17 protein-coding genes are annotated in these 17,937 nt (G+C 63.5%); 13 read left to right on the top strand and 4 right to left on the bottom strand.

Going from position 1 to position 17,937, the window contains the following annotated elements:
- The first annotated feature begins 115 nt into the window (after window positions 1–115).
- Together mdh and NO357_RS19385 are read left to right on the top strand one after the other, a co-directional pair.
- Window positions 116–1,078, top strand: coding sequence for a malate dehydrogenase (mdh, locus tag NO357_RS19390; RefSeq protein WP_306737396.1), 963 nt, complete (start codon window positions 116–118; stop codon window positions 1,076–1,078).
- Window positions 1,079–1,277: 199 nt separating this feature from the next.
- Window positions 1,278–3,113, top strand: a complete 1,836-nt coding sequence (locus NO357_RS19385; protein ID WP_306737395.1) for a hypothetical protein — start codon at window positions 1,278–1,280, stop codon at window positions 3,111–3,113.
- Between the two features lie 6 nt (window positions 3,114–3,119).
- On the opposite strand, the gene NO357_RS19380 is transcribed toward NO357_RS19385, so the two are convergent.
- Window positions 3,120–3,716, bottom strand: a complete 597-nt coding sequence (locus tag NO357_RS19380; RefSeq protein ID WP_306737394.1) for a sulfotransferase family 2 domain-containing protein — start codon at window positions 3,714–3,716, stop codon at window positions 3,120–3,122.
- A gap of 256 nt (window positions 3,717–3,972) precedes the next feature.
- Here NO357_RS19380 and sucC point away from each other — a divergent pair, with 256 nt between their 5' ends.
- From sucC to NO357_RS19325, 11 genes are all read left to right on the top strand, one after another.
- Window positions 3,973–5,166, top strand: coding sequence for an ADP-forming succinate--CoA ligase subunit beta (sucC, locus tag NO357_RS19375; RefSeq protein ID WP_306737393.1), 1,194 nt, complete (start codon window positions 3,973–3,975; stop codon window positions 5,164–5,166).
- Window positions 5,167–5,171: 5 nt separating this feature from the next.
- Window positions 5,172–5,684 carry a hypothetical protein gene (locus NO357_RS19370; RefSeq protein WP_306737392.1) on the top strand — a complete coding sequence of 171 codons (513 nt, stop codon included), beginning with the start codon at window positions 5,172–5,174 and terminating at the stop codon, window positions 5,682–5,684.
- A 14-nt stretch (window positions 5,685–5,698) separates the two neighbouring features.
- On the top strand, window positions 5,699–6,580 hold the full coding sequence (gene sucD / locus NO357_RS19365) for a succinate--CoA ligase subunit alpha (protein ID WP_306737391.1): 882 nt from the start codon (window positions 5,699–5,701) through the stop codon (window positions 6,578–6,580).
- A gap of 32 nt (window positions 6,581–6,612) precedes the next feature.
- The gene (locus NO357_RS19360; protein WP_306737390.1) at window positions 6,613–7,074 is read left to right on the top strand and encodes a DUF805 domain-containing protein; all 462 of its coding nucleotides are present in this window, start codon (window positions 6,613–6,615) and stop codon (window positions 7,072–7,074) included.
- Window positions 7,075–7,358: 284 nt separating this feature from the next.
- Window positions 7,359–7,949 carry a hypothetical protein gene (locus NO357_RS19355; RefSeq protein ID WP_306737389.1) on the top strand — a complete coding sequence of 197 codons (591 nt, stop codon included), beginning with the start codon at window positions 7,359–7,361 and terminating at the stop codon, window positions 7,947–7,949.
- The gene (locus tag NO357_RS19350) at window positions 7,946–10,906 is read left to right on the top strand and encodes a 2-oxoglutarate dehydrogenase E1 component (RefSeq protein WP_306737388.1); all 2,961 of its coding nucleotides are present in this window, start codon (window positions 7,946–7,948) and stop codon (window positions 10,904–10,906) included. Before NO357_RS19355 ends, NO357_RS19350 begins: the two co-directional genes overlap by 4 nt.
- 12 nt (window positions 10,907–10,918) lie before the next feature.
- Window positions 10,919–12,463 carry a 2-oxoglutarate dehydrogenase complex dihydrolipoyllysine-residue succinyltransferase gene (gene odhB, locus NO357_RS19345; protein WP_306737387.1) on the top strand — a complete coding sequence of 515 codons (1,545 nt, stop codon included), beginning with the start codon at window positions 10,919–10,921 and terminating at the stop codon, window positions 12,461–12,463.
- A gap of 11 nt (window positions 12,464–12,474) precedes the next feature.
- Window positions 12,475–13,002, top strand: a complete 528-nt coding sequence (locus NO357_RS19340) for a hypothetical protein (protein ID WP_306737386.1) — start codon at window positions 12,475–12,477, stop codon at window positions 13,000–13,002.
- A gap of 3 nt (window positions 13,003–13,005) precedes the next feature.
- On the top strand, window positions 13,006–13,272 hold the full coding sequence (locus NO357_RS19335) for a hypothetical protein (RefSeq protein WP_306737385.1): 267 nt from the start codon (window positions 13,006–13,008) through the stop codon (window positions 13,270–13,272).
- 4 nt (window positions 13,273–13,276) lie between these two features.
- Window positions 13,277–14,665, top strand: coding sequence for a dihydrolipoyl dehydrogenase (lpdA, locus tag NO357_RS19330; protein WP_306737384.1), 1,389 nt, complete (start codon window positions 13,277–13,279; stop codon window positions 14,663–14,665).
- A 113-nt stretch (window positions 14,666–14,778) separates the two neighbouring features.
- Window positions 14,779–15,426: a hypothetical protein gene (locus tag NO357_RS19325; protein ID WP_306737383.1), complete on the top strand. Its 648-nt coding sequence runs from the start codon at window positions 14,779–14,781 to the stop codon at window positions 15,424–15,426.
- A gap of 35 nt (window positions 15,427–15,461) precedes the next feature.
- Here NO357_RS19325 and NO357_RS19320 read toward each other — a convergent pair whose 3' ends face one another.
- Genes NO357_RS19320 through NO357_RS19310 form a run of 3 tightly spaced genes read right to left on the bottom strand, consistent with a single transcriptional unit; the run spans window position 15,462 to window position 17,799 of the window.
- Entirely contained in the window at window positions 15,462–16,220 is a 759-nt protein-coding gene (locus NO357_RS19320; protein ID WP_306737382.1) for a lysophospholipid acyltransferase family protein, read from the bottom strand.
- The gene (locus NO357_RS19315; protein WP_306737381.1) at window positions 16,220–17,125 is read right to left on the bottom strand and encodes a cell division protein FtsX; all 906 of its coding nucleotides are present in this window, start codon (window positions 17,123–17,125) and stop codon (window positions 16,220–16,222) included. The genes NO357_RS19320 and NO357_RS19315 overlap by 1 nt, the downstream gene beginning before the upstream one ends.
- Entirely contained in the window at window positions 17,122–17,799 is a 678-nt protein-coding gene (locus NO357_RS19310) for a cell division ATP-binding protein FtsE (RefSeq protein ID WP_306737380.1), read from the bottom strand. Before NO357_RS19310 ends, NO357_RS19315 begins: the two co-directional genes overlap by 4 nt.
- Between the last annotated feature and the right edge of the window lie 138 nt (window positions 17,800–17,937).

The raw sequence follows: 17,937 nt of genomic DNA, 5'->3' as shown, positions 1-17,937 counted from the left end.
CATGGATGCCGCCAGCGGCGCGCGCAGACTTCGCTGCAACGCGGCACCCTTGCACCGGACACGCAAAAGGCCTAACCCCGTGCGCGACATTTTAACCCAAGTGGAGACAGATCCCATGGCCAGACCCAAAATCGCACTGATCGGCGCAGGCATGATCGGCGGCACCCTTGCCCATATGGCGGCGATGAAAGAACTGGGCGACATCGTCCTGTTCGACATCGCCGAGGGCATCCCCGAGGGCAAGGCGCTGGATATCGCCGAGTCGGGCCCTTCGGAAGGTTTCGATGCGTCGCTGAAGGGCACCCAGGACTATGCCGATATCGCCGGTGCCGATGTCTGCATCGTAACCGCCGGCGTGCCGCGCAAGCCGGGGATGAGCCGCGACGACCTGCTGGGAATCAACCTCAAGGTCATGAAGGCGGTGGGCGAAGGCATCAAGGCGCATGCCCCGAACGCGTTCGTGATCTGCATCACCAACCCGCTTGACGCGATGGTCTGGGCGCTGCGCGAGTTTTCGGGCCTGCCGCACAACATGGTCTGCGGCATGGCCGGCGTTCTCGACTCGGCCCGCTTCCGCCACTTCCTGGCCGAGGAATTCGGCGTGTCGATGCGTGACGTCACCGCCTTCGTGCTGGGTGGCCATGGCGACACGATGGTGCCGTTGGCGCGCTATTCCACCGTCGGCGGCATTCCCCTGCCCGACCTGGTCGGGATGGGCTGGACCAGCCAGGAGAAACTCGACGCGATCGTGCAGCGCACGCGCGACGGCGGCGCCGAGATCGTCGGCCTGCTGAAAACCGGCAGCGCCTATTACGCGCCCGCCACCTCGGCCATTGAAATGGCGGTGGCCTATCTGAAAGACCAGAAGCGCGTGCTGCCCTGCGCCGCCCATGTTGACGGCGCCTACGGGCTCGATGGGCTTTACGTCGGCGTGCCGACGGTGATCGGTGCCGGCGGGGTCGAACGGGTGATCGACATCAAGCTCGACAAGGACGAGCAGGCGATGTTCGACAAATCGGTCAGTGCCGTGAAAGGCCTGGTCAAGGCCTGCAAGGAGATCGACGGCGCACTGGCCTGAGCGGCCGAAAATCCGTGAGTCTCTGAGGGCGTCTGGCTTGGGCGCCCTTTTTTCTTGGGTTTGGACCGGAGCGGCTTCCGCCGCGGGTCGGGAATACCTTACCCTGCGTGCCTTGAAACCGCCCGAAACGGCCTGCACACTTGGACCCGTGCGGGCGGGAAAACCCGTTTCGGGAACAACGAGTGACAAGGGGTATCGGATGTTCGGGAACAAAGTCATCGCGGCCTGCCTGGCCGCCGTTCTGGCCGGGGGCGTCGCAGCGCAGAACAATCCGCAAGGCAATGGCACGCCGAGGCTGGAGGCGCGGATCGCGGCGCTGAGCGCCGCCGCAGAGGCCAACCCCTTCGAACTGGGCATGCTGACGACCCTGCGCGCCGTCGAGAAAGTGGTGCAGGCGCGTTACGAATACGGGATCGACAACCGAACGCTGGGCCTGCCGCTCTTGCGTCTGCCGATGGGCGCGCCGCGGGTCACCCCGGCCAGAGAGGCGACCCCCGAGACCTTCCGCGAGGTGGTCGAGACTTTTGTGGCCGACATGTCGGCGGCGCGGCGGCTGGTCAAACAGGCCGAGGCCGCGGGCGCGGAGCCGTTCGAGCTGACCGTGACCGAGCTGTGGTTCGACATGAACCTCAACGGCATGCAGGACGATGGCGAAGGCGTCGAAGAGGTACTGGCGCCAGTCATTTTCGGCCGCCAGGGAATGCGCGACTGGAAGGCCTCGGGGCACTATGGCCAGGCGATCACGGTGCGTTTCGACGCCGCCGACCAGGCCTGGCTCGCGGCCTATACCCACATGCTATCGGGTCTGGGCCACGCGGCGATGGCCTTCGACCCGACGCCGATATTCGAGAACGTCGCCGAAGGTCGCCGGAAGATGTCCGAGGCGCCGGATATCCCCAACATCTACGACCCGGAGGAGATCGCCGCCGAGATCGCCGCACTCGAGGCCGAGCAGGACCGGCTGGAAGCGGTGCAGAAAGAAGCGCAGGACAAGACCAGGAAACGCGACAAGGAGCTGCGCGACCAGATCAACGACATCAACGCCCAGCTCAGAACCCGCGACGTCAAGAACGACCAGGCCAAGCGCGACGAACTGGAAGCCCGCCGCGCCGAGCTGAAGGCCGAGCAGCAGAAACTCTGGGCCGACCGCCGCGTGCATTCGCAGAACCTGCGCACGATCCGCAACGAAATCTCAAGCGCCAAGGCCAAGCTGCCGTTGAATGACGTGACGCAGGATCTGCAGGCCCGGGTCGACAAGCTGAATGCCGATTACCGCGCGGCCACGAAGACGTTTCGCGAGGCGGAACAGCACGTGCAGGGCATCACGGACCGGCAGATCGCGCTGCGCGAGGCGCTTGAGGTCGAACAGAGCACCGATTCCAGGGCCGCAATCCAGACCGAGTTGGCGAAGTTGAAACAGGCGCTGAAAGAGGCGGTCAGCGAAAAGAACACGGCGCAACAGAGCATGCGGGATATCGGCAAGCAGAAAAGCAAGGCCGAGATGGAACTGCGACTGCGCACCGGGACCCGCAGCACGCCGCAAGATTTCCGCCCGATCATCGACGCGCTCTACATCCTGATCACCGCGCTCGAACAGCAGCCCGAGCCGGCGCATGTGCAGGCGGCGCTGGACAATTGGCGCAGCATGATCTCCGAGAACCGCCGATTCTGGACGCTTCTGGACCAGGAAACCGACAACACCCGCGAATGGATCCCCAACGCGCGGCAGGACGCGGCGTTGCCGCTGACGATCGAGCCGCGGGTGGCCGAGGCCTGGCAGAAGATCCTGGACGATGCCGAGGATGTGCTGGAGGGACGGCTGTTGATCCCGCATCCGCTGCTGCCGCTGGGCCATGGCGTCAGCCTGACACATTACGAGAACAACCCCACCCCGCTCGATCTGCTGGGGCTGATCCAAGGCGCCGCGCTCTACGAACATGTCGCCAGGGGCCCGCGCATCACCGCGCAGAGCTGGCGGCAGTTCCAGCGCCTGACCAATGGTCGCGCCGCGGGGTTCGCGCTGTTCTTCAACTAGGCCCGGTCACATGAGACCGGCCAGCAGCCGCTCGTCGTCAGCATAGAAGTCGCGGATCAGTAGTTCGGTCTCGGCACTCATGCCGACATCGACATGGCTGAGGTTCCGCTTCCAGTCCCGCGGCATTGGCGTCGCGTCGCCGCTGATCTCGTCGATCCAGTCGAACACCGGTTCGAGCCCGTCTTCGAGGCGAAACAGAGTCGTGTCCTCGCACACGAACTCGGCTTGCGGCCGCAGGTGGTTGTCGAGCAGATAGGGATCGTCCAGCGCGCGCCGCAGCACCCGCGGCGCCCATATGTCGAAGGGTGCGATGTCGCGCTCGCGCGCTGCGGCGCGCCGGGTACGATGGCGGTATTCGCTTTGCAGCCGCGCCACCGGGTCGCGGATCACGGCGAAGGCATGATCCCAGAAATCGGAACCGAACATCGCGGTATAGACCTCGGCCTGCATATGCTGGGGCGAGCATTTCAGCCACTCGCCGGAACGGTTGTGGTGCAGCGCCAGCCGCCCCTTGGAGCGCAGGTAGGTCTCGACGCTGGTGCCGCCCGTCTTGGGAATGTGGGCGAAGAACACAAGCTTGTTGCCAAGTCTGGCCAGCGGCATCAGCCCTCCCTCCGTTCTCACGCCGGAGGCTTGCACGACCGGCCGGCAGCTGTCCAGCCCCGCCCCCCGCGTGCCGACATGATTCTTTTACACGCGTGTTTTTGCATGTGTTTTCCGATTGTGATCACACCGTTTCACGCCGTGATCACAAATGCGGAAAATTCGGCCGAAATCCCTGTCTGCGGTGGATAATGCTTAGCATTGCCGCAACCTTATGTCAGTAGCCATGCAACTGCAGCAATCCCGAGGTGGCCCGATGAACATCCACGAATACCAGGCGAAGGCCCTGCTTCGCTCCTATGGCGCTCCGGTTTCGGACGGGCGCGTCGTCACCCGCGCGGAAGAGGCCAAGACCGCCGCCGGCGCGCTGGACGGGCCGCTCTGGGTGGTGAAGGCGCAGATCCACGCCGGCGGCCGCGGCAAGGGCACCTTCAAAGAGAACGACGCCGGCGACAAGGGCGGCGTGCGGCTGGCAAAATCGGTGGAAGAGGCCGCCGAGGAAGCCAAACGCATGCTGGGCCGTACACTGGTGACGAAACAGACCGGCCCCAACGGCAAACAGGTCAACCGCATCTATATCGAGGACGGCTCGGGCATCGAGCGCGAACTTTACCTCGCCCTGCTGGTCGACCGTCAGACCAGCCGCATCTCTTACGTCGCCTCGACCGAAGGCGGCATGGATATCGAGGAAGTGGCGGAAAAGACGCCGGAGAAGATCCTTTCCTTCTCGGTCGACCCGGCCACCGGTTACCAGCCGTTCCATGGCCGCCGCATCGCCTTCAACCTCGGGCTGACCGGCGCGCAGGTGAAGCAATGCGTCGCGCTGATGGGCACGCTTTACAAGATGTTCGTCGAGAAAGACATGGAGATGCTCGAGATCAACCCGCTGATCGTGACCGACGCGGGCGATCTGAAATGCCTCGACGCCAAGATGGGCTTCGACGGCAACGCCATCTATCGCCATGCCGACATCGCCGAGCTGCGTGACGTGACCGAGGAAGACCCCAAGGAACTGGAGGCCAGCAAATACGACCTCAACTACATCGCTTTAGACGGCGAGATCGGCTGCATGGTCAACGGCGCCGGTCTGGCGATGGCGACGATGGACATCATCAAGCTTTATGGCAGCGAGCCGGCCAATTTCCTCGACGTCGGCGGCGGCGCCACCAAGGAAAAGGTCACCGAGGCGTTCAAGATCATCACCTCGGACCCGCAGGTCAAAGGCATACTCGTGAACATCTTCGGCGGCATCATGCGCTGTGACGTGATCGCCGAGGGCGTGGTGGCTGCCGTGAAAGAGGTCGGTCTGAAGGTGCCGCTGGTGGTCCGGCTGGAGGGGACCAACGTGGAAGAGGGCAAGAAGATCATCAACGAAAGCGACGTGGACGTGATCGCGGCGGATGACCTCAAGGACGGTGCCGAGAAGATCGTGAAGGCGGTAAAGGGGTAAGGCTCGTGTTTCGCGGATTTCTTCTCACATGTGGACTTGTCGGCGGGCTTGCAGCTTTACCGCTGAAAGCGCACGAGGTAGATCACGCGAAACAACAATCTTCGCTACTCCGATTCTTTTCGAAAACTTGCCTGAAAACCTTCCCGACTTACTCAGGAATTGAAAAGCCGATCAAGGCAATGGGCCTCAAGCACAATGCCAGAGACGACACATGGAGTGGGGGCGGCTTCTTCATAAACCCGACAGTCGATGCGGCAAACGACACTTACTGCTTCGCAGTGCTTAACCTTACCAACCCAAAAGGTATTGCGCAGGAACTCGCCAATACACTGAGCCGTTCCGGGGCGACGAACATCAAAGTGGTCGTCAAGGGACGCAAAACTTATGTCGATTTCTCTCTGAAAGGCGTGGCGGCAAAAGTGATTGTCAAACCTCTTGGCGCAATCCCGACGGACAGGCTTCCGCGACACCACCGAAATGACCCGACCACGGGTATCACACTTCTTAAGAAAAACTAACAGGAGCGCGCCAAATGGCAGTCCTCATCGACGAAAACACCAAGGTCATCTGTCAGGGCTTCACCGGCAGCCAAGGCACCTTCCATTCCGAACAGGCCATCGCCTATGGCACCAAGATGGTCGGCGGCGTGACACCGGGCAAAGGCGGCATGGAGCATATGAACCTGCCGGTCTTCAACTCGGTGCACGAAGCCAAGGCCAAGACCGACGCCAATGCCACGGTGATCTATGTCCCCCCGCCTTTCGCAGCGGATTCGATCCTCGAGGCGATCGACGCCGAGATGGAAGTGATCGTGGCGATCACCGAGGGCATCCCGGTGCTGGACATGATGAAGGTCAAGCGCGCCTTGCAGGACAGCGCATCGGTGCTGATCGGGCCGAACTGCCCCGGGGTGATCACGCCGGATGCCTGCAAGATCGGCATCATGCCGGGCCATATTCACAAGCGCGGCTCCTGCGGCGTGGTCTCGCGCTCGGGCACGCTGACCTATGAGGCGGTGAAGCAGACCACCGATGTGGGCTTGGGCCAGAGCACTTGCGTCGGCATCGGCGGCGACCCGATCAAGGGCACCGAGCATATCGACGTGCTGGAATGGTTCCTGGCCGATGACGAGACCCAGTCGATCATCATGATCGGCGAGATCGGCGGTAGCGCCGAGGAAGAAGCGGCACAGTTCCTGAAAGACGAGGCCAAGAAGGGCCGCAAGAAGCCGGTGGCGGGCTTCATCGCCGGGCGCACCGCCCCTCCGGGCCGCCGCATGGGCCACGCCGGCGCAATTGTCGCCGGTGGCAAGGGCGGCGCCGAGGACAAGATCGAAGCCATGCGCAGCGCCGGCATCGTGGTGGCCGAAAGCCCCGCCGGTCTGGGCGAGGCGATGCTGGAAGCGATCGGCTGAGATCAGGACACCAACAAAAAGGGAGAGAGAACATGGATTTTCAGACAGCAGTCAAAACCTGCCTGACCGAGAAATACGCCACGTTTTCGGGCCGCGCCAGCCGCTCGGAATACTGGTGGTTCGTGCTGGCGGCGGTGATCATGGGTCTGGTGATCTCTCTCCTCGGGTCGTGGCTGCTGAGCACGATCTTCAGCCTGGCGCTGTTCGTGCCGGCAGCGGCTGCGGGTTCACGGCGGTTGCAGGATACCGGCCGCCCGGGTTGGTACATCTTCATCCCGATGGGGCTGGGGCTTATCGGACAGCTGTTCTTCGGCGGCCGCGTCGAGATCGATCCCACCACTGGCATGCCGCTGGACATGCCCGGCATGGGCCAGATGATGTTCATGGGGCTTTTCGGGATCGTGCAACTGGTGATTGTCGTCGTGTTCATCTGGTGGCTCACGCGGCCATCGGACGAAGGTGAAAACGAATTTGGCCCGCCGCCCGCGGCGTGAGAAAAGGCGACCTACTGCAAGTGAAATACCGTCGTCCGATATCAACGCATCGCACCGTCTTCGCCAGCGCCATGGCGAAAGGCCGGTCACATGCTCTGAGGGCTGCCCCCGGCCGCGGGTGGGGGAGAAGCCCCCGCCCGGGGGGGCGGTCGGGGGCTGCCCGGCCCAGAGGCCGGGCGGGAGGTGCGATTGGAGCTGCCGTTCTTATTGCCTTGTCCACCGGCGTATCCCACGCACAATCCCTGAAAGACGTTGCCAAAACCTGCTTGTCAGTTCCAACTTCAATGGACCAGTTGCGCTCTGGTTTGGAGCGACTAGGATTTCATGCAGTGAATGCGCCGCAAGACCTCGACGCAGCAGCGCAATTGTTTGCCTTGCCGCTTGTCGGAGAAAATGCGCCTGTCAATTCCCAGCCATACGACTGGAAGGCTGGGCTGCGCGCCAACACGGTGCAACTCGCACGCACCTTGAAGCGTGGTCAAACGAGAATGCATGAGCACGAGTTCTTTTCGATCGACGGCACTGGAGGCGTTCCAGCCTTGCTTGTTACGCAAATACGCGTGCCGGGCGTGAAATCCGAACACCAATGCAAACTGGCAACCAAACATATTCAGTTGTCAGAACAATCGCGACAGGAAATCATCTCCAACGCGATTTACGTGAATAACCACGATGACGGATTTGTGGGCGTATTGATGGCATCGAAAATTGGTAACGACGATTCTAACTATGTTTCGATGACATTTTTCACCACTGAACTCCTTGAGAAAATGGCAGCCGTGGGGGCAACCGTCGATTTGCCACGCGTCACTTTGCTTGCCGTATCAACCAAATTCGAAACGAATATCTCCAAACCTCGTGAGGTTGTCCAATGACCGAACAATCCCCCAACGACGTCTTCAAGGCCTCGTCCTTCATGCAGGGGCACAACGCGCAATACCTCGAACAGATGTATGCGCGTTACGCCAACGACCCGAATGCGGTCGACGAGGCCTGGGCGGCGTTCTTCGCCCAGATGGGCGATGCCGAAACCGACGTGAAGGCCGAGGCCCATGGCCCGTCCTGGGCGCGGCGCGACTGGCCGCCGGTGCCGCAGGACGATCTGACCAGCGCGCTGACCGGCGACTGGCCGGCGCCGCCGCCGGAAGAGGCCAAGGCGGTCGAAAAGAAGATCCGCGAAAAAGCGGTCGAAACCGGGGCCAAGCCCAGCGAGGACGCGATCCGGCAGGCGGTGCTTGATTCGATCCGGGCGCTGATGATCATCCGCGCCTATCGTATCCGTGGCCACCTGGTGGCCGATCTCGACCCGCTGGGGATGAGCAACAAGACCCCGCATCCCGAGCTGGAACCGTCAGCCTATGGTTTCTCCGACGCTGACATGGACCGGCCGATCTTCATCGACAAGGTTCTGGGGCTCGACTTCGCCACGATGCGGCAAATCCTCGACATCGTGAAACGCACCTATTGCGGCACCTTCGCGCTGCAATACATGCACATTTCCGATCCCGAGCAGGCCGGCTGGCTGAAAGAGCGGATCGAGGGTTATGGCAAGGAAATCGCTTTCACCCGCGAGGGCCGGAAAGCGATCCTGAACAAGCTCGTCGAGGCTGAGGGCTTCGAGAAGTTCCTGCATGTGAAATACATGGGCACCAAACGCTTCGGCCTGGATGGCGGCGAGGCGCTGATCCCGGCGATGGAGCAGATCATCAAGCGCGGCGGCAACCTCGGTGCCAAGGAGATCGTGATCGGGATGCCGCATCGCGGCCGGCTCAACATCCTGGCTAATGTGATGGCCAAGCCCTATCGCGCCATCTTCAACGAATTCCAGGGCGGCAGCTTCAAACCCGAGGACGTGGACGGCTCGGGCGACGTGAAATACCACCTCGGCGCCTCAAGCGACCGCGAGTTCGACGGCAATTCCGTGCACCTGTCGCTGACCGCCAACCCGAGCCACCTCGAGGCGGTCAATCCGGTGGTGATCGGCAAGGTGCGGGCCAAGCAAGACCAGTTTAAGGATACCGACCGGACCACGGTTATCCCCGTGCTGCTGCACGGTGACGCGGCATTTGCCGGCCAGGGCGTCGTCGCCGAATGCTTTGGCCTCAGCGGGCTCAAAGGTCACCGCACCGGCGGCACGATCCACATCATTGTCAACAACCAGATCGGCTTTACCACTGCGCCGCATTTCTCGCGGTCGTCGCCCTATCCCACCGATATTGCGCTGATGGTTGAGGCGCCGATCTTCCACGTCAACGGCGACGACCCCGAAGCGGTGGTGCATGCCGCCAAAGTGGCCACCGAGTTCCGTCAGAAGTTCCACAAGGACGTGGTCATCGACATCTTCTGCTACAGGCGGTTCGGCCACAACGAAGGTGACGAGCCGATGTTCACCAACCCGTTGATGTACAACCGCATCAAGAAGCACAAGACGACGCTCAGTCTTTACACCGAGCGGCTGGTGCAGGACGGGCTGATCCCGGAAGGCGAGATCGAGGACATGAAGGCCGCCTTCCAGGCGTATCTCAACGATGAGTTCGAAGCCGGCAAGGACTACAAGCCCAACAAGGCCGACTGGCTGGACGGCCGCTGGAGCCATCTCGACCGCGAGGCTGGCGATTATCAGCGCGGAGAAACCGCCATCAAACCGGACACGCTGAAACAGGTCGGCGAGGCGCTCACGCGCCTGCCCGAGGGCTTCCCGGTGCACCGCACCGTGGCCCGGCTGCTCGACACCAAGAAGGAAATGTTCGACACCGGCACCGGCTTCGACTGGGCCACCGGCGAGGCACTGGCCTTCGGGTCGCTTCTGACCGAGGGTTACCCGGTGCGCCTGGCAGGTCAGGACTCGACCCGAGGCACCTTCTCGCAACGCCATTCCGGCATCATCAACCAGGACACGGAAGAACGGTACTATCCGCTCAACCACATCCGCGAGGGCCAGGCCCAGTACGAAGTCATCGACTCGATGCTGAGCGAATATGCCGTGCTCGGGTTCGAGTATGGCTATAGCCTCGCCGAGCCAAACGCCCTGACGCTGTGGGAGGCACAGTTCGGCGATTTCGCCAACGGCGCCCAGATCATGTTCGACCAGTTCATCTCGTCCGGCGAGGCGAAATGGCTGCGGATGTCGGGCCTTGTCGTGCTGCTGCCGCACGGGTTCGAGGGCCAGGGGCCGGAACACAGCTCGGCCCGGCTGGAGCGCTTCCTGCAGATGTGCGGCGGTGACAACTGGATCGTGGCCAACTGCACCACGCCGGCCAACTACTTCCACATCCTGCGTCGCCAGCTGCACCGCAGCTTCCGCAAGCCGCTGATCCTGATGACGCCGAAATCGCTGCTGCGCCACAAGCTGTGCGTCTCGGAGGCCTCGGACTTCACAACCGGGTCGAGTTTCCACCGGGTGCTATGGGACGATGCCCAGAAGGGCAATTCGGACACAACGCTCAAGGCTGACAAGGACATCAAGCGCGTGGTGATGTGTTCGGGCAAGGTCTATTTCGACCTCTTGGAAGAGCGCGATGCCCGCGGACTTGATGATGTCTACCTGCTTCGGATCGAGCAATTCTATCCCTTCCCGGCGATGAGTCTGGTGAAGGAACTGGAACGTTTCAAGCAGGCCGAGATGGTCTGGTGCCAGGAAGAACCCAAGAACCAGGGCGCCTGGAACTTCATCGAACCCAATATCGAATGGGTGCTGCAACGCATCAAGGCCAAGCACACAAGGCCGCTCTATGCCGGCCGCCCGGCCTCGGCCTCGCCCGCAACCGGCCTGGCCAAGCAGCACGCCGCACAACAGCAGGCGCTCGTCAACGACGCGCTGACCCTCAAGTAAGGAACACGATCCATGGCAACCGAAGTCCGCGTGCCCACTCTGGGCGAAAGCGTTACCGAAGCGACGGTGGCGACCTGGTTCAAGAAGCCGGGCGATGCCGTGGCCGTCGACGAGATGCTCTGCGAGCTGGAAACCGACAAGGTGACCGTCGAGGTGCCCTCGCCCGCTGCCGGCACCCTGGGCGAGGTGGTCGCCGCCGAGGGCGAAACGGTGGGGGTAAACGCTCTGCTGGCCACCATTGCCGAGGGCGTTGAAGCCGCTGCAGCGGCGCCCAAGGGCAACGGCGCCGACAAGGCCGAGGCACAGGCCGAAACGCCCGCCGACGCCGGCGGAAACACCATCGACGTGATGGTCCCGACGCTGGGCGAAAGTGTCACCGAGGCAACCGTGTCGACCTGGTTCAAGGCGGTCGGCGACACGGTCGCGCAGGACGAGATGCTGTGCGAACTCGAAACCGACAAGGTTTCTGTCGAGGTGCCCGCCCCGGCGGCAGGCGTGCTGTCCGAGATCGTGGCGGCTGAAGGCGCCACCGTAGATGCGTCGGCCAAGCTGGCCGTGATCAGCGCCGGCGCCGCGGGCGGGGGGGCGAGCCCGGCGCCGGCCGCGCCCTCGACCACAGTCGGCGGTGGCAAGGACGTCAAGAATGCCCCCTCGGCCGAAAAGATGATGGCCGAGAAGGGCATCGACCCCGGCTCCGTACAGGGCTCGGGTCGCGACGGCCGGGTCATGAAGGAAGACGTGGCCAAGGCCGCTTCCGCCCCCGCCGCCGCGCCCGCCGCCGCCCCGGCCCCGGCTCGGGCAGCCCCTCCCGCAGAGCCGGCCGCCGTGCCGCGCGCACCCGTCGCGGCCGAGGACGCCGCCCGCGAAGAGCGGGTGAAGATGACCCGCCTGCGCCAGACCATCGCCCGCCGCCTCAAGGACGCGCAGAACACCGCCGCGATCCTGACCACCTATAACGAGGTCGACATGAGCGCGGTGATGGCGATCCGCAACGAATACAAGGCCGAGTTCGAGAAGAAGCACGGCGTCCGCCTGGGCTTCATGTCGTTCTTCACCAAGGCCTGCGTGCACGCGCTGCACGAGGTGCCGGAAGTGAATGCCGAGATCGACGGCACCGACATCGTCTACAAGAACTTCGTCCACATGGGCGTCGCCGCGGGCACGCCGCAGGGCCTTGTCGTGCCGGTGATCCGCGACGTGCACGAGAAAAGCTTTGCCGCGATCGAGAAGGAGATCGGCGAGAAGGGCAAACGCGCCCGCGACGGCAAGCTGACCATGGCCGAGATGCAGGGCGGCACCTTCACCCTGTCGAACGGCGGCGTCTATGGCTCGCTGATGTCCTCGCCGATCCTCAACCCGCCGCAATCGGGCATCCTTGGCATGCACAAGATCCAGGACCGGCCGATGGTGGTCAACGGCGAGATCGTGATCCGCCCGATGATGTACCTGGCGCTGAGCTATGACCACCGGATCGTCGACGGCAAGGGCGCGGTGACGTTCCTGGTTCGGGTCAAGGAAGCGCTGGAAGACCCCCGTCGGCTGTTGATGGATTTGTGAGGGGTGGCGGGGTGAAACCCCGCCCTACGACGAAAGGTTTCAACGTGAGAAGGCGGCGGACACGCTCGGAAATTCGTGACGAATACGTCAAGCTTTTGGATGTGTGGGTACATGTTCGCGCCTTTGAAATCGAACGCGATAGGGCTTTTGGCGACTTTGACACCGAAAGCCTTCTTCCGTCGCGTGAGTTGCTGTTGGAACAATTCGATGCTCGAAAGGCGCCAGCCAGTCAACTGGTAACTGCCATGCGTTCCACGCTTAACGAGATGGCCACCGGTTTTGCTGGAGCAATCGTTCACAATGAGGACACGGCGCGCGAATTTCTCGCCTTTTACAAGGACTCCAGCGGCCGCGACTTTTTCGTAGATATGGGCGATCCAATGGCGCGGTTGAAGTCTATCCTGAAACGCGGGCACATATTGGATGACGATGAGTTCTATTCGGTGAAAACGGTGGTGGACGACAACTTAGACCTACTAACCACGGAAGATTTGGCACTCGCATCCGATATGCTGGGTGATTACGAATTTCGGAGCTAATTCATGGCCTACCGCGACCCAGAAACCCTGACCTGCCGCAAATGCGGCACAACCGGCGAGGTTATCTGGATCGTCGGCATCGGTCCGGCTTCGCGCAGGGGCGAAGGGCCGACTTACCAAAGCCTCGACGACGCCGGTCCCTTCCGCGCCGAGGCAACAGAGACCCATCCCTTCTGGGCGGGGCGGCTTTTTTGCCCCGACTGCGGGGAAATCGTGAAACGGGTGCCGGAAAGCACCATCCGCCGCGGACGCGGCAGCCGTAAGGAGTAAGACCATGGCAAGTTACGACGTGATCATCATCGGCGCCGGCCCGGGCGGCTATGTCTGCGCCATCCGCTGTGCCCAGCTGGGGCTGAAAACCGCCGTGGTCGAAGGCCGCGAGACGCTGGGCGGGACCTGCCTGAACGTCGGCTGCATCCCGTCGAAGGCTCTGTTGCACGCCACCCATCTCAAGCACGAGGCCGAGCACAACTTTGCCGGCATGGGGCTCAAGGGCAAAAGCCCCAGCGTCGACTGGAAACAGATGCTGGCCTACAAGGATGACGTGATCGGCCAGAACACCGGCGGTATCGAGTTCCTGTTCAAGAAGAACAAGATCGACTGGATCAAGGGCTGGGCCAGCATCCCCGCCGCCGGCAAGGTGCAGGTCGGCGACGACACCCACGAGGCCAGGAACACCGTGATCGCCAGCGGGTCGGAACCGGCCAGCATTCCGGGCGTCGAAATCGACGAGGACCGGATCGTCAGTTCGACCGGCGCACTGACGCTGCCCAAGGTGCCGAAGAAGATGATCGTGATCGGCGCCGGAGTGATCGGGCTGGAGCTGGGCTCGGTCTATCAACGGCTGGGCGCTGAGGTCACGGTGGTCGAATACATGGACGCGGTCTGCCCCGGCATGGATGCCGATGTGCAGCGCACCTTCAAGCGCATCCTTGAAAAACAGGGGCTGAACATCATCACCGGCGCCGCGGTGAAATTGGCCGAGGCGCTGAAGACCAAAGCCAAGGTGACCTATGCCCCGAAGAAGGGCGGTGACGACGTGACGCTCGAGGCCGATGTCGTGCTGGTGGCCACCGGGCGCAAGCCTTATGCCGAGGGGCTGGGGCTGGACGCGCTGGGCGTGCAGATGACCGAGCGCGGCCAGATCGCGGTGGACAGCCACTGGAAAACATCGGTCGACGGCGTCTATGCCATCGGCGACGTCACGCCGGGCCCGATGCTGGCGCACAAGGCCGAGGATGAAGGCATGGCCGTGGCCGAGGTGCTCGCGGGAAAGCATGGCCATGTTAACTACGGGGTGATCCCGGGGGTGGTTTACACCACGCCCGAAGTGGCCACCGTCGGCCAGACCGAGGCCGAGCTGAAAGAGGCCGGGCTCAAGCCCAAGGTCGGCAAGTTCATGTTCATGGGCAACGCCCGCGCCAAGGCGGTGCATCAGGGCGAAGGCTTCGTCAAGATCATCGCCCACCCCGAGACCGATCGGATCCTCGGTGCAGCGATCATCGGCCCGGCGGCGGGCGACATGATCCACGAGCTCTGCGTGGCGATGGAGTTCGGCGCCAGCGCCGAGGACGTGGCGCTGACCTGCCACGCGCATCCGACCTATTCCGAAGCCGTGCGCGAGGCGGCGCTGGCCTGCGGCGACGGTCCGATCCACAGCTGATCGCCCCCTGACGCGGCAGCGTGGGTGCGCATGTTCCGCCGGCCGGTCGGCGGCGTTCCGGTCCTGTGATCGAGATCAAAGACAATACATGCCTGCGCACCTAGGCAAGCCACATGCGCGTCTCAGATCCCTCCGTGCCGACAGTCGCCCTGCCCGCCCTGCTGCGGATCGTCGGGCTGACTGCCGCGACTTTCGGGCTTTGCGGGGTCGCGCTTGCCACGCTGATCTATGTCCAGGGTCACGAATTTTCGCTTTTCACCACCTATCTCAGTGACATCGGCAACACGCCGACATGGCCGATGGTGACGTTCAACACCATGATGCTGATGGTTGCGCCGATCCGCTATGGCTTTCTGGTGCTTCTGGTGATGAGCTTCATGGCGATGGGCGGTGGCAGGGCGATCAACGTTGCGCTTTTGCTGATCGGCGTGCCGGTGGTGATCGGCAGCGCCGGAATGTCGGCCTTTCCCGCCTCGCGCGATCTGGCGCTGCACGAAGGCTCGGCCATGATCTATTTCTTCGGCACGGTCGTGTTGCAGGGCCTGGTCGGGTTGCAAGAAATCCGCCTGCGCCTGCCCCGGGCGCTTGCGATCTCAAGCCTGGCGGTGGTGGTGATTTACCTGGTCTTTGCCGTGCTTCTGGCGCTGGTCGGACAGGTCGACGGCGTCACCCGCTCAACCCCGGTGATCTGGGAGTGGATGGCGTTCGCCGCGCTCATGGTCTGGCTGATCCTGCACAGCCTCATGCTGGGGCGGCGCTGACGCCGGTCCGCCGACCGGAAACACGGGCGGCCGGTTCAGCCCTGCGCTGGCCCCACCTCCGGAAGCTCGCCCGCGTAGCCCGCTTCCCGCATCAGCGCGTTTGACGCGGTTTCGATCTCGTTTTCCAGCCGCCCCATGAACTCGGCCTGGGCAGCGCCCGGCGCGATGCGCGGCAGGAACGCGACCACCGCGCGCCCCGGATGGCGCAGCATGGTACCCTTGCGCCAAAACAAACCGGCATTGGTGGCGGCCGGGGCGCAGGATTGATCGAGCTGGTCGTAGAGCACGAACGAGCCCACCTTGTAGGGGCGATAATCACCTGGCTTCACGCGTGTTCCCTGCGGATAGATCACAAGTTGGCCCGGCGCTACCCGGCCCGATTTCACATCCGCCATCATCTTCTTGATCGCCGTGCCGCGCTTGCCGCGCGCCACCGGCACGCAGCCCAGCCGCCAGGCGTATAACCCGATGATCGGGGTCCACAGAAGCTCGCGCTTCATGATGAAGCGCGGCTGCGGAACGACCTGGAAGATGATGATGATGTCGAGGAATGACTGGTGCTTGGCCACGACCAGGCATTCTTCGGTGGGCACCTCGCCGCGCACCTCCCAGGTGATGCCGACAAACGCCCAGCAGGTGAAGCGCACCCACCAGGTATAAGCCTTGCAGGCAACCAGCGCTCCCTGCGGCGACAGCGCGGCCCAGGGCAGGAACACGAGGCCCAGAAACAGCATCATCAGCGCGTTCACCACCACGAACAGTATCGACATCCCCCAGCGCCAGGCCATCCGCATCAGCGCAACCCCTTCAGCGTGGTTTGCGCGGCGGCGCGGGTGGCAACGAAGGCAACCACCGCGGCCAGCGGCGGAATGACCAGCGGCCACAACCAGTGCACGCCGGCGAAACCCAGCCCGGTCAGGAATCCGCCGGCCTCCTGCGCCGAAGGCAGCAGCGCCACGGCAACCAGACCTGCCGTGGTACCGATAAAGGCGCCTGTCAGGGCGCGCAGGGTGAACCGGCGCACGAAGGCTCGTGCGATATAGATGTCCCGCGCCCCCACCAGCCGCAACACCTGGATCACCTGGGCGTTGGCCGCCAGCGCTGCATTCGCCGCCAGCGTGATCATCGCCGCCATCGCCGCGAAGATGAGCCCGATCGACAGCCAGCCCAGCGTCTTGAGCCGCGAGGCCGCCCCGACCAACGGGCGACGCCAGCGGGTGTGGTCATCCAGTACCGCGCCCGGCACCTCAGCCGCCAGCCGGTGGCGCAGACCCTGCGGATCATAACCGTTGTCGTCCTCGATGATCTCGATCAGCTGCGGGATCGGCAGCGTATCGACCGGCATGTCGGGCCCGAACCAGGGTTCGAGCAGCGCCCGCTGCTCCTCGGCGGTCAGCCCCCGGGCCGAGGCCACCCCGGCAGTGGTGTCAAGCACCCTGAGCGCCGCCGCGGTCTGGGCTGCGATCTGGTCGGACGGGGCCGAGATCCGCAGCGTCGCCGACCGCGACAGCTCGTCGCTCCAGCGCGCCGCCAGCCGGCCGGAGGCGAGCGACAAGGCCAGCGCGAAAACCGCGAGAAAGGCCATCACCCCGGCCGAAAAAAGCGTCAGCTTTGCCGTAAAGCCCGACGGAGGCACCACCCGGTCGGCCTGCGGATCGCCGACAACGAGGTGGAGGAGCTGAGCCGGGTCGAATTTCACAGGTCCGCTCCCGCCAGGTGCAGTTGTCGGTTCGAGATGCGCAGCACTCGTGCCTGAACATGAGATTTCGCCGCCCGGATCAGCCCCAGGTCGTGGGTGGCAATCATGATCGTCTTGCCCATCCGGTTGAGTTCGATCAGCAGCGTCAGCAGCCGCTGCGACATTTCCCAATCGACATTGCCGGTGGGCTCGTCGGCCAGGATCACGTCGGGCGACATGATCACGGCGCGGGCCAGTGCCGCGCGCTGGCGTTCGCCGCCCGACAGCTCGGGTGGCAGCGCGTCGGCGCGTTCGGTCAGACCGACCCAGGTCAGGAGTTCCTTGAGATTGGCCCCCTCGTCGATCGAGCTGCGGCCCGAAACGGTCAGGGGCAGCGCCACGTTGTCGGCAACCGGCAGGTGATCGAGAAACTGCACGTCCTGGTGCACTACACCGACCCGGCGCCGGGCCAGCGCGATGTCGTCGCGACTCATGCCCCGGACGTCGGCGCCGAACAGCCGGGCGTGGCCCGAGGTCGGTACCAGCGCCCCGTAACAGAGCTTGAGAAAAGTCGTCTTGCCAGCGCCCGAGGGTCCGGTGAGGAAATGGAACGACCCCGGCTGCAGCGCGAGCGTGATGCTGCTCAGAAGCTCGCCCCCGCCATAGCTGTAGGCCACGTTTTCCAGCTCGATCACGGCCCGCCTCCCTGGCCTTGTGCGCCCGACTTCGACCCTGTCATGCCTCAGAGGCAGAAAAGTTGCAATCCGGTGCGGCTGAGGCCGCGCAGATTCTTTGACCTTTTCCTGAACGGCGTTACAACATATGGTATAGGA

Source organism: Marimonas arenosa (assembly GCF_030848945.1).
In the GTDB taxonomy this organism is placed as follows: domain Bacteria; phylum Pseudomonadota; class Alphaproteobacteria; order Rhodobacterales; family Rhodobacteraceae; genus Marimonas; species Marimonas arenosa.
This window is presented reverse-complemented; position numbering and strand designations above follow the sequence as displayed.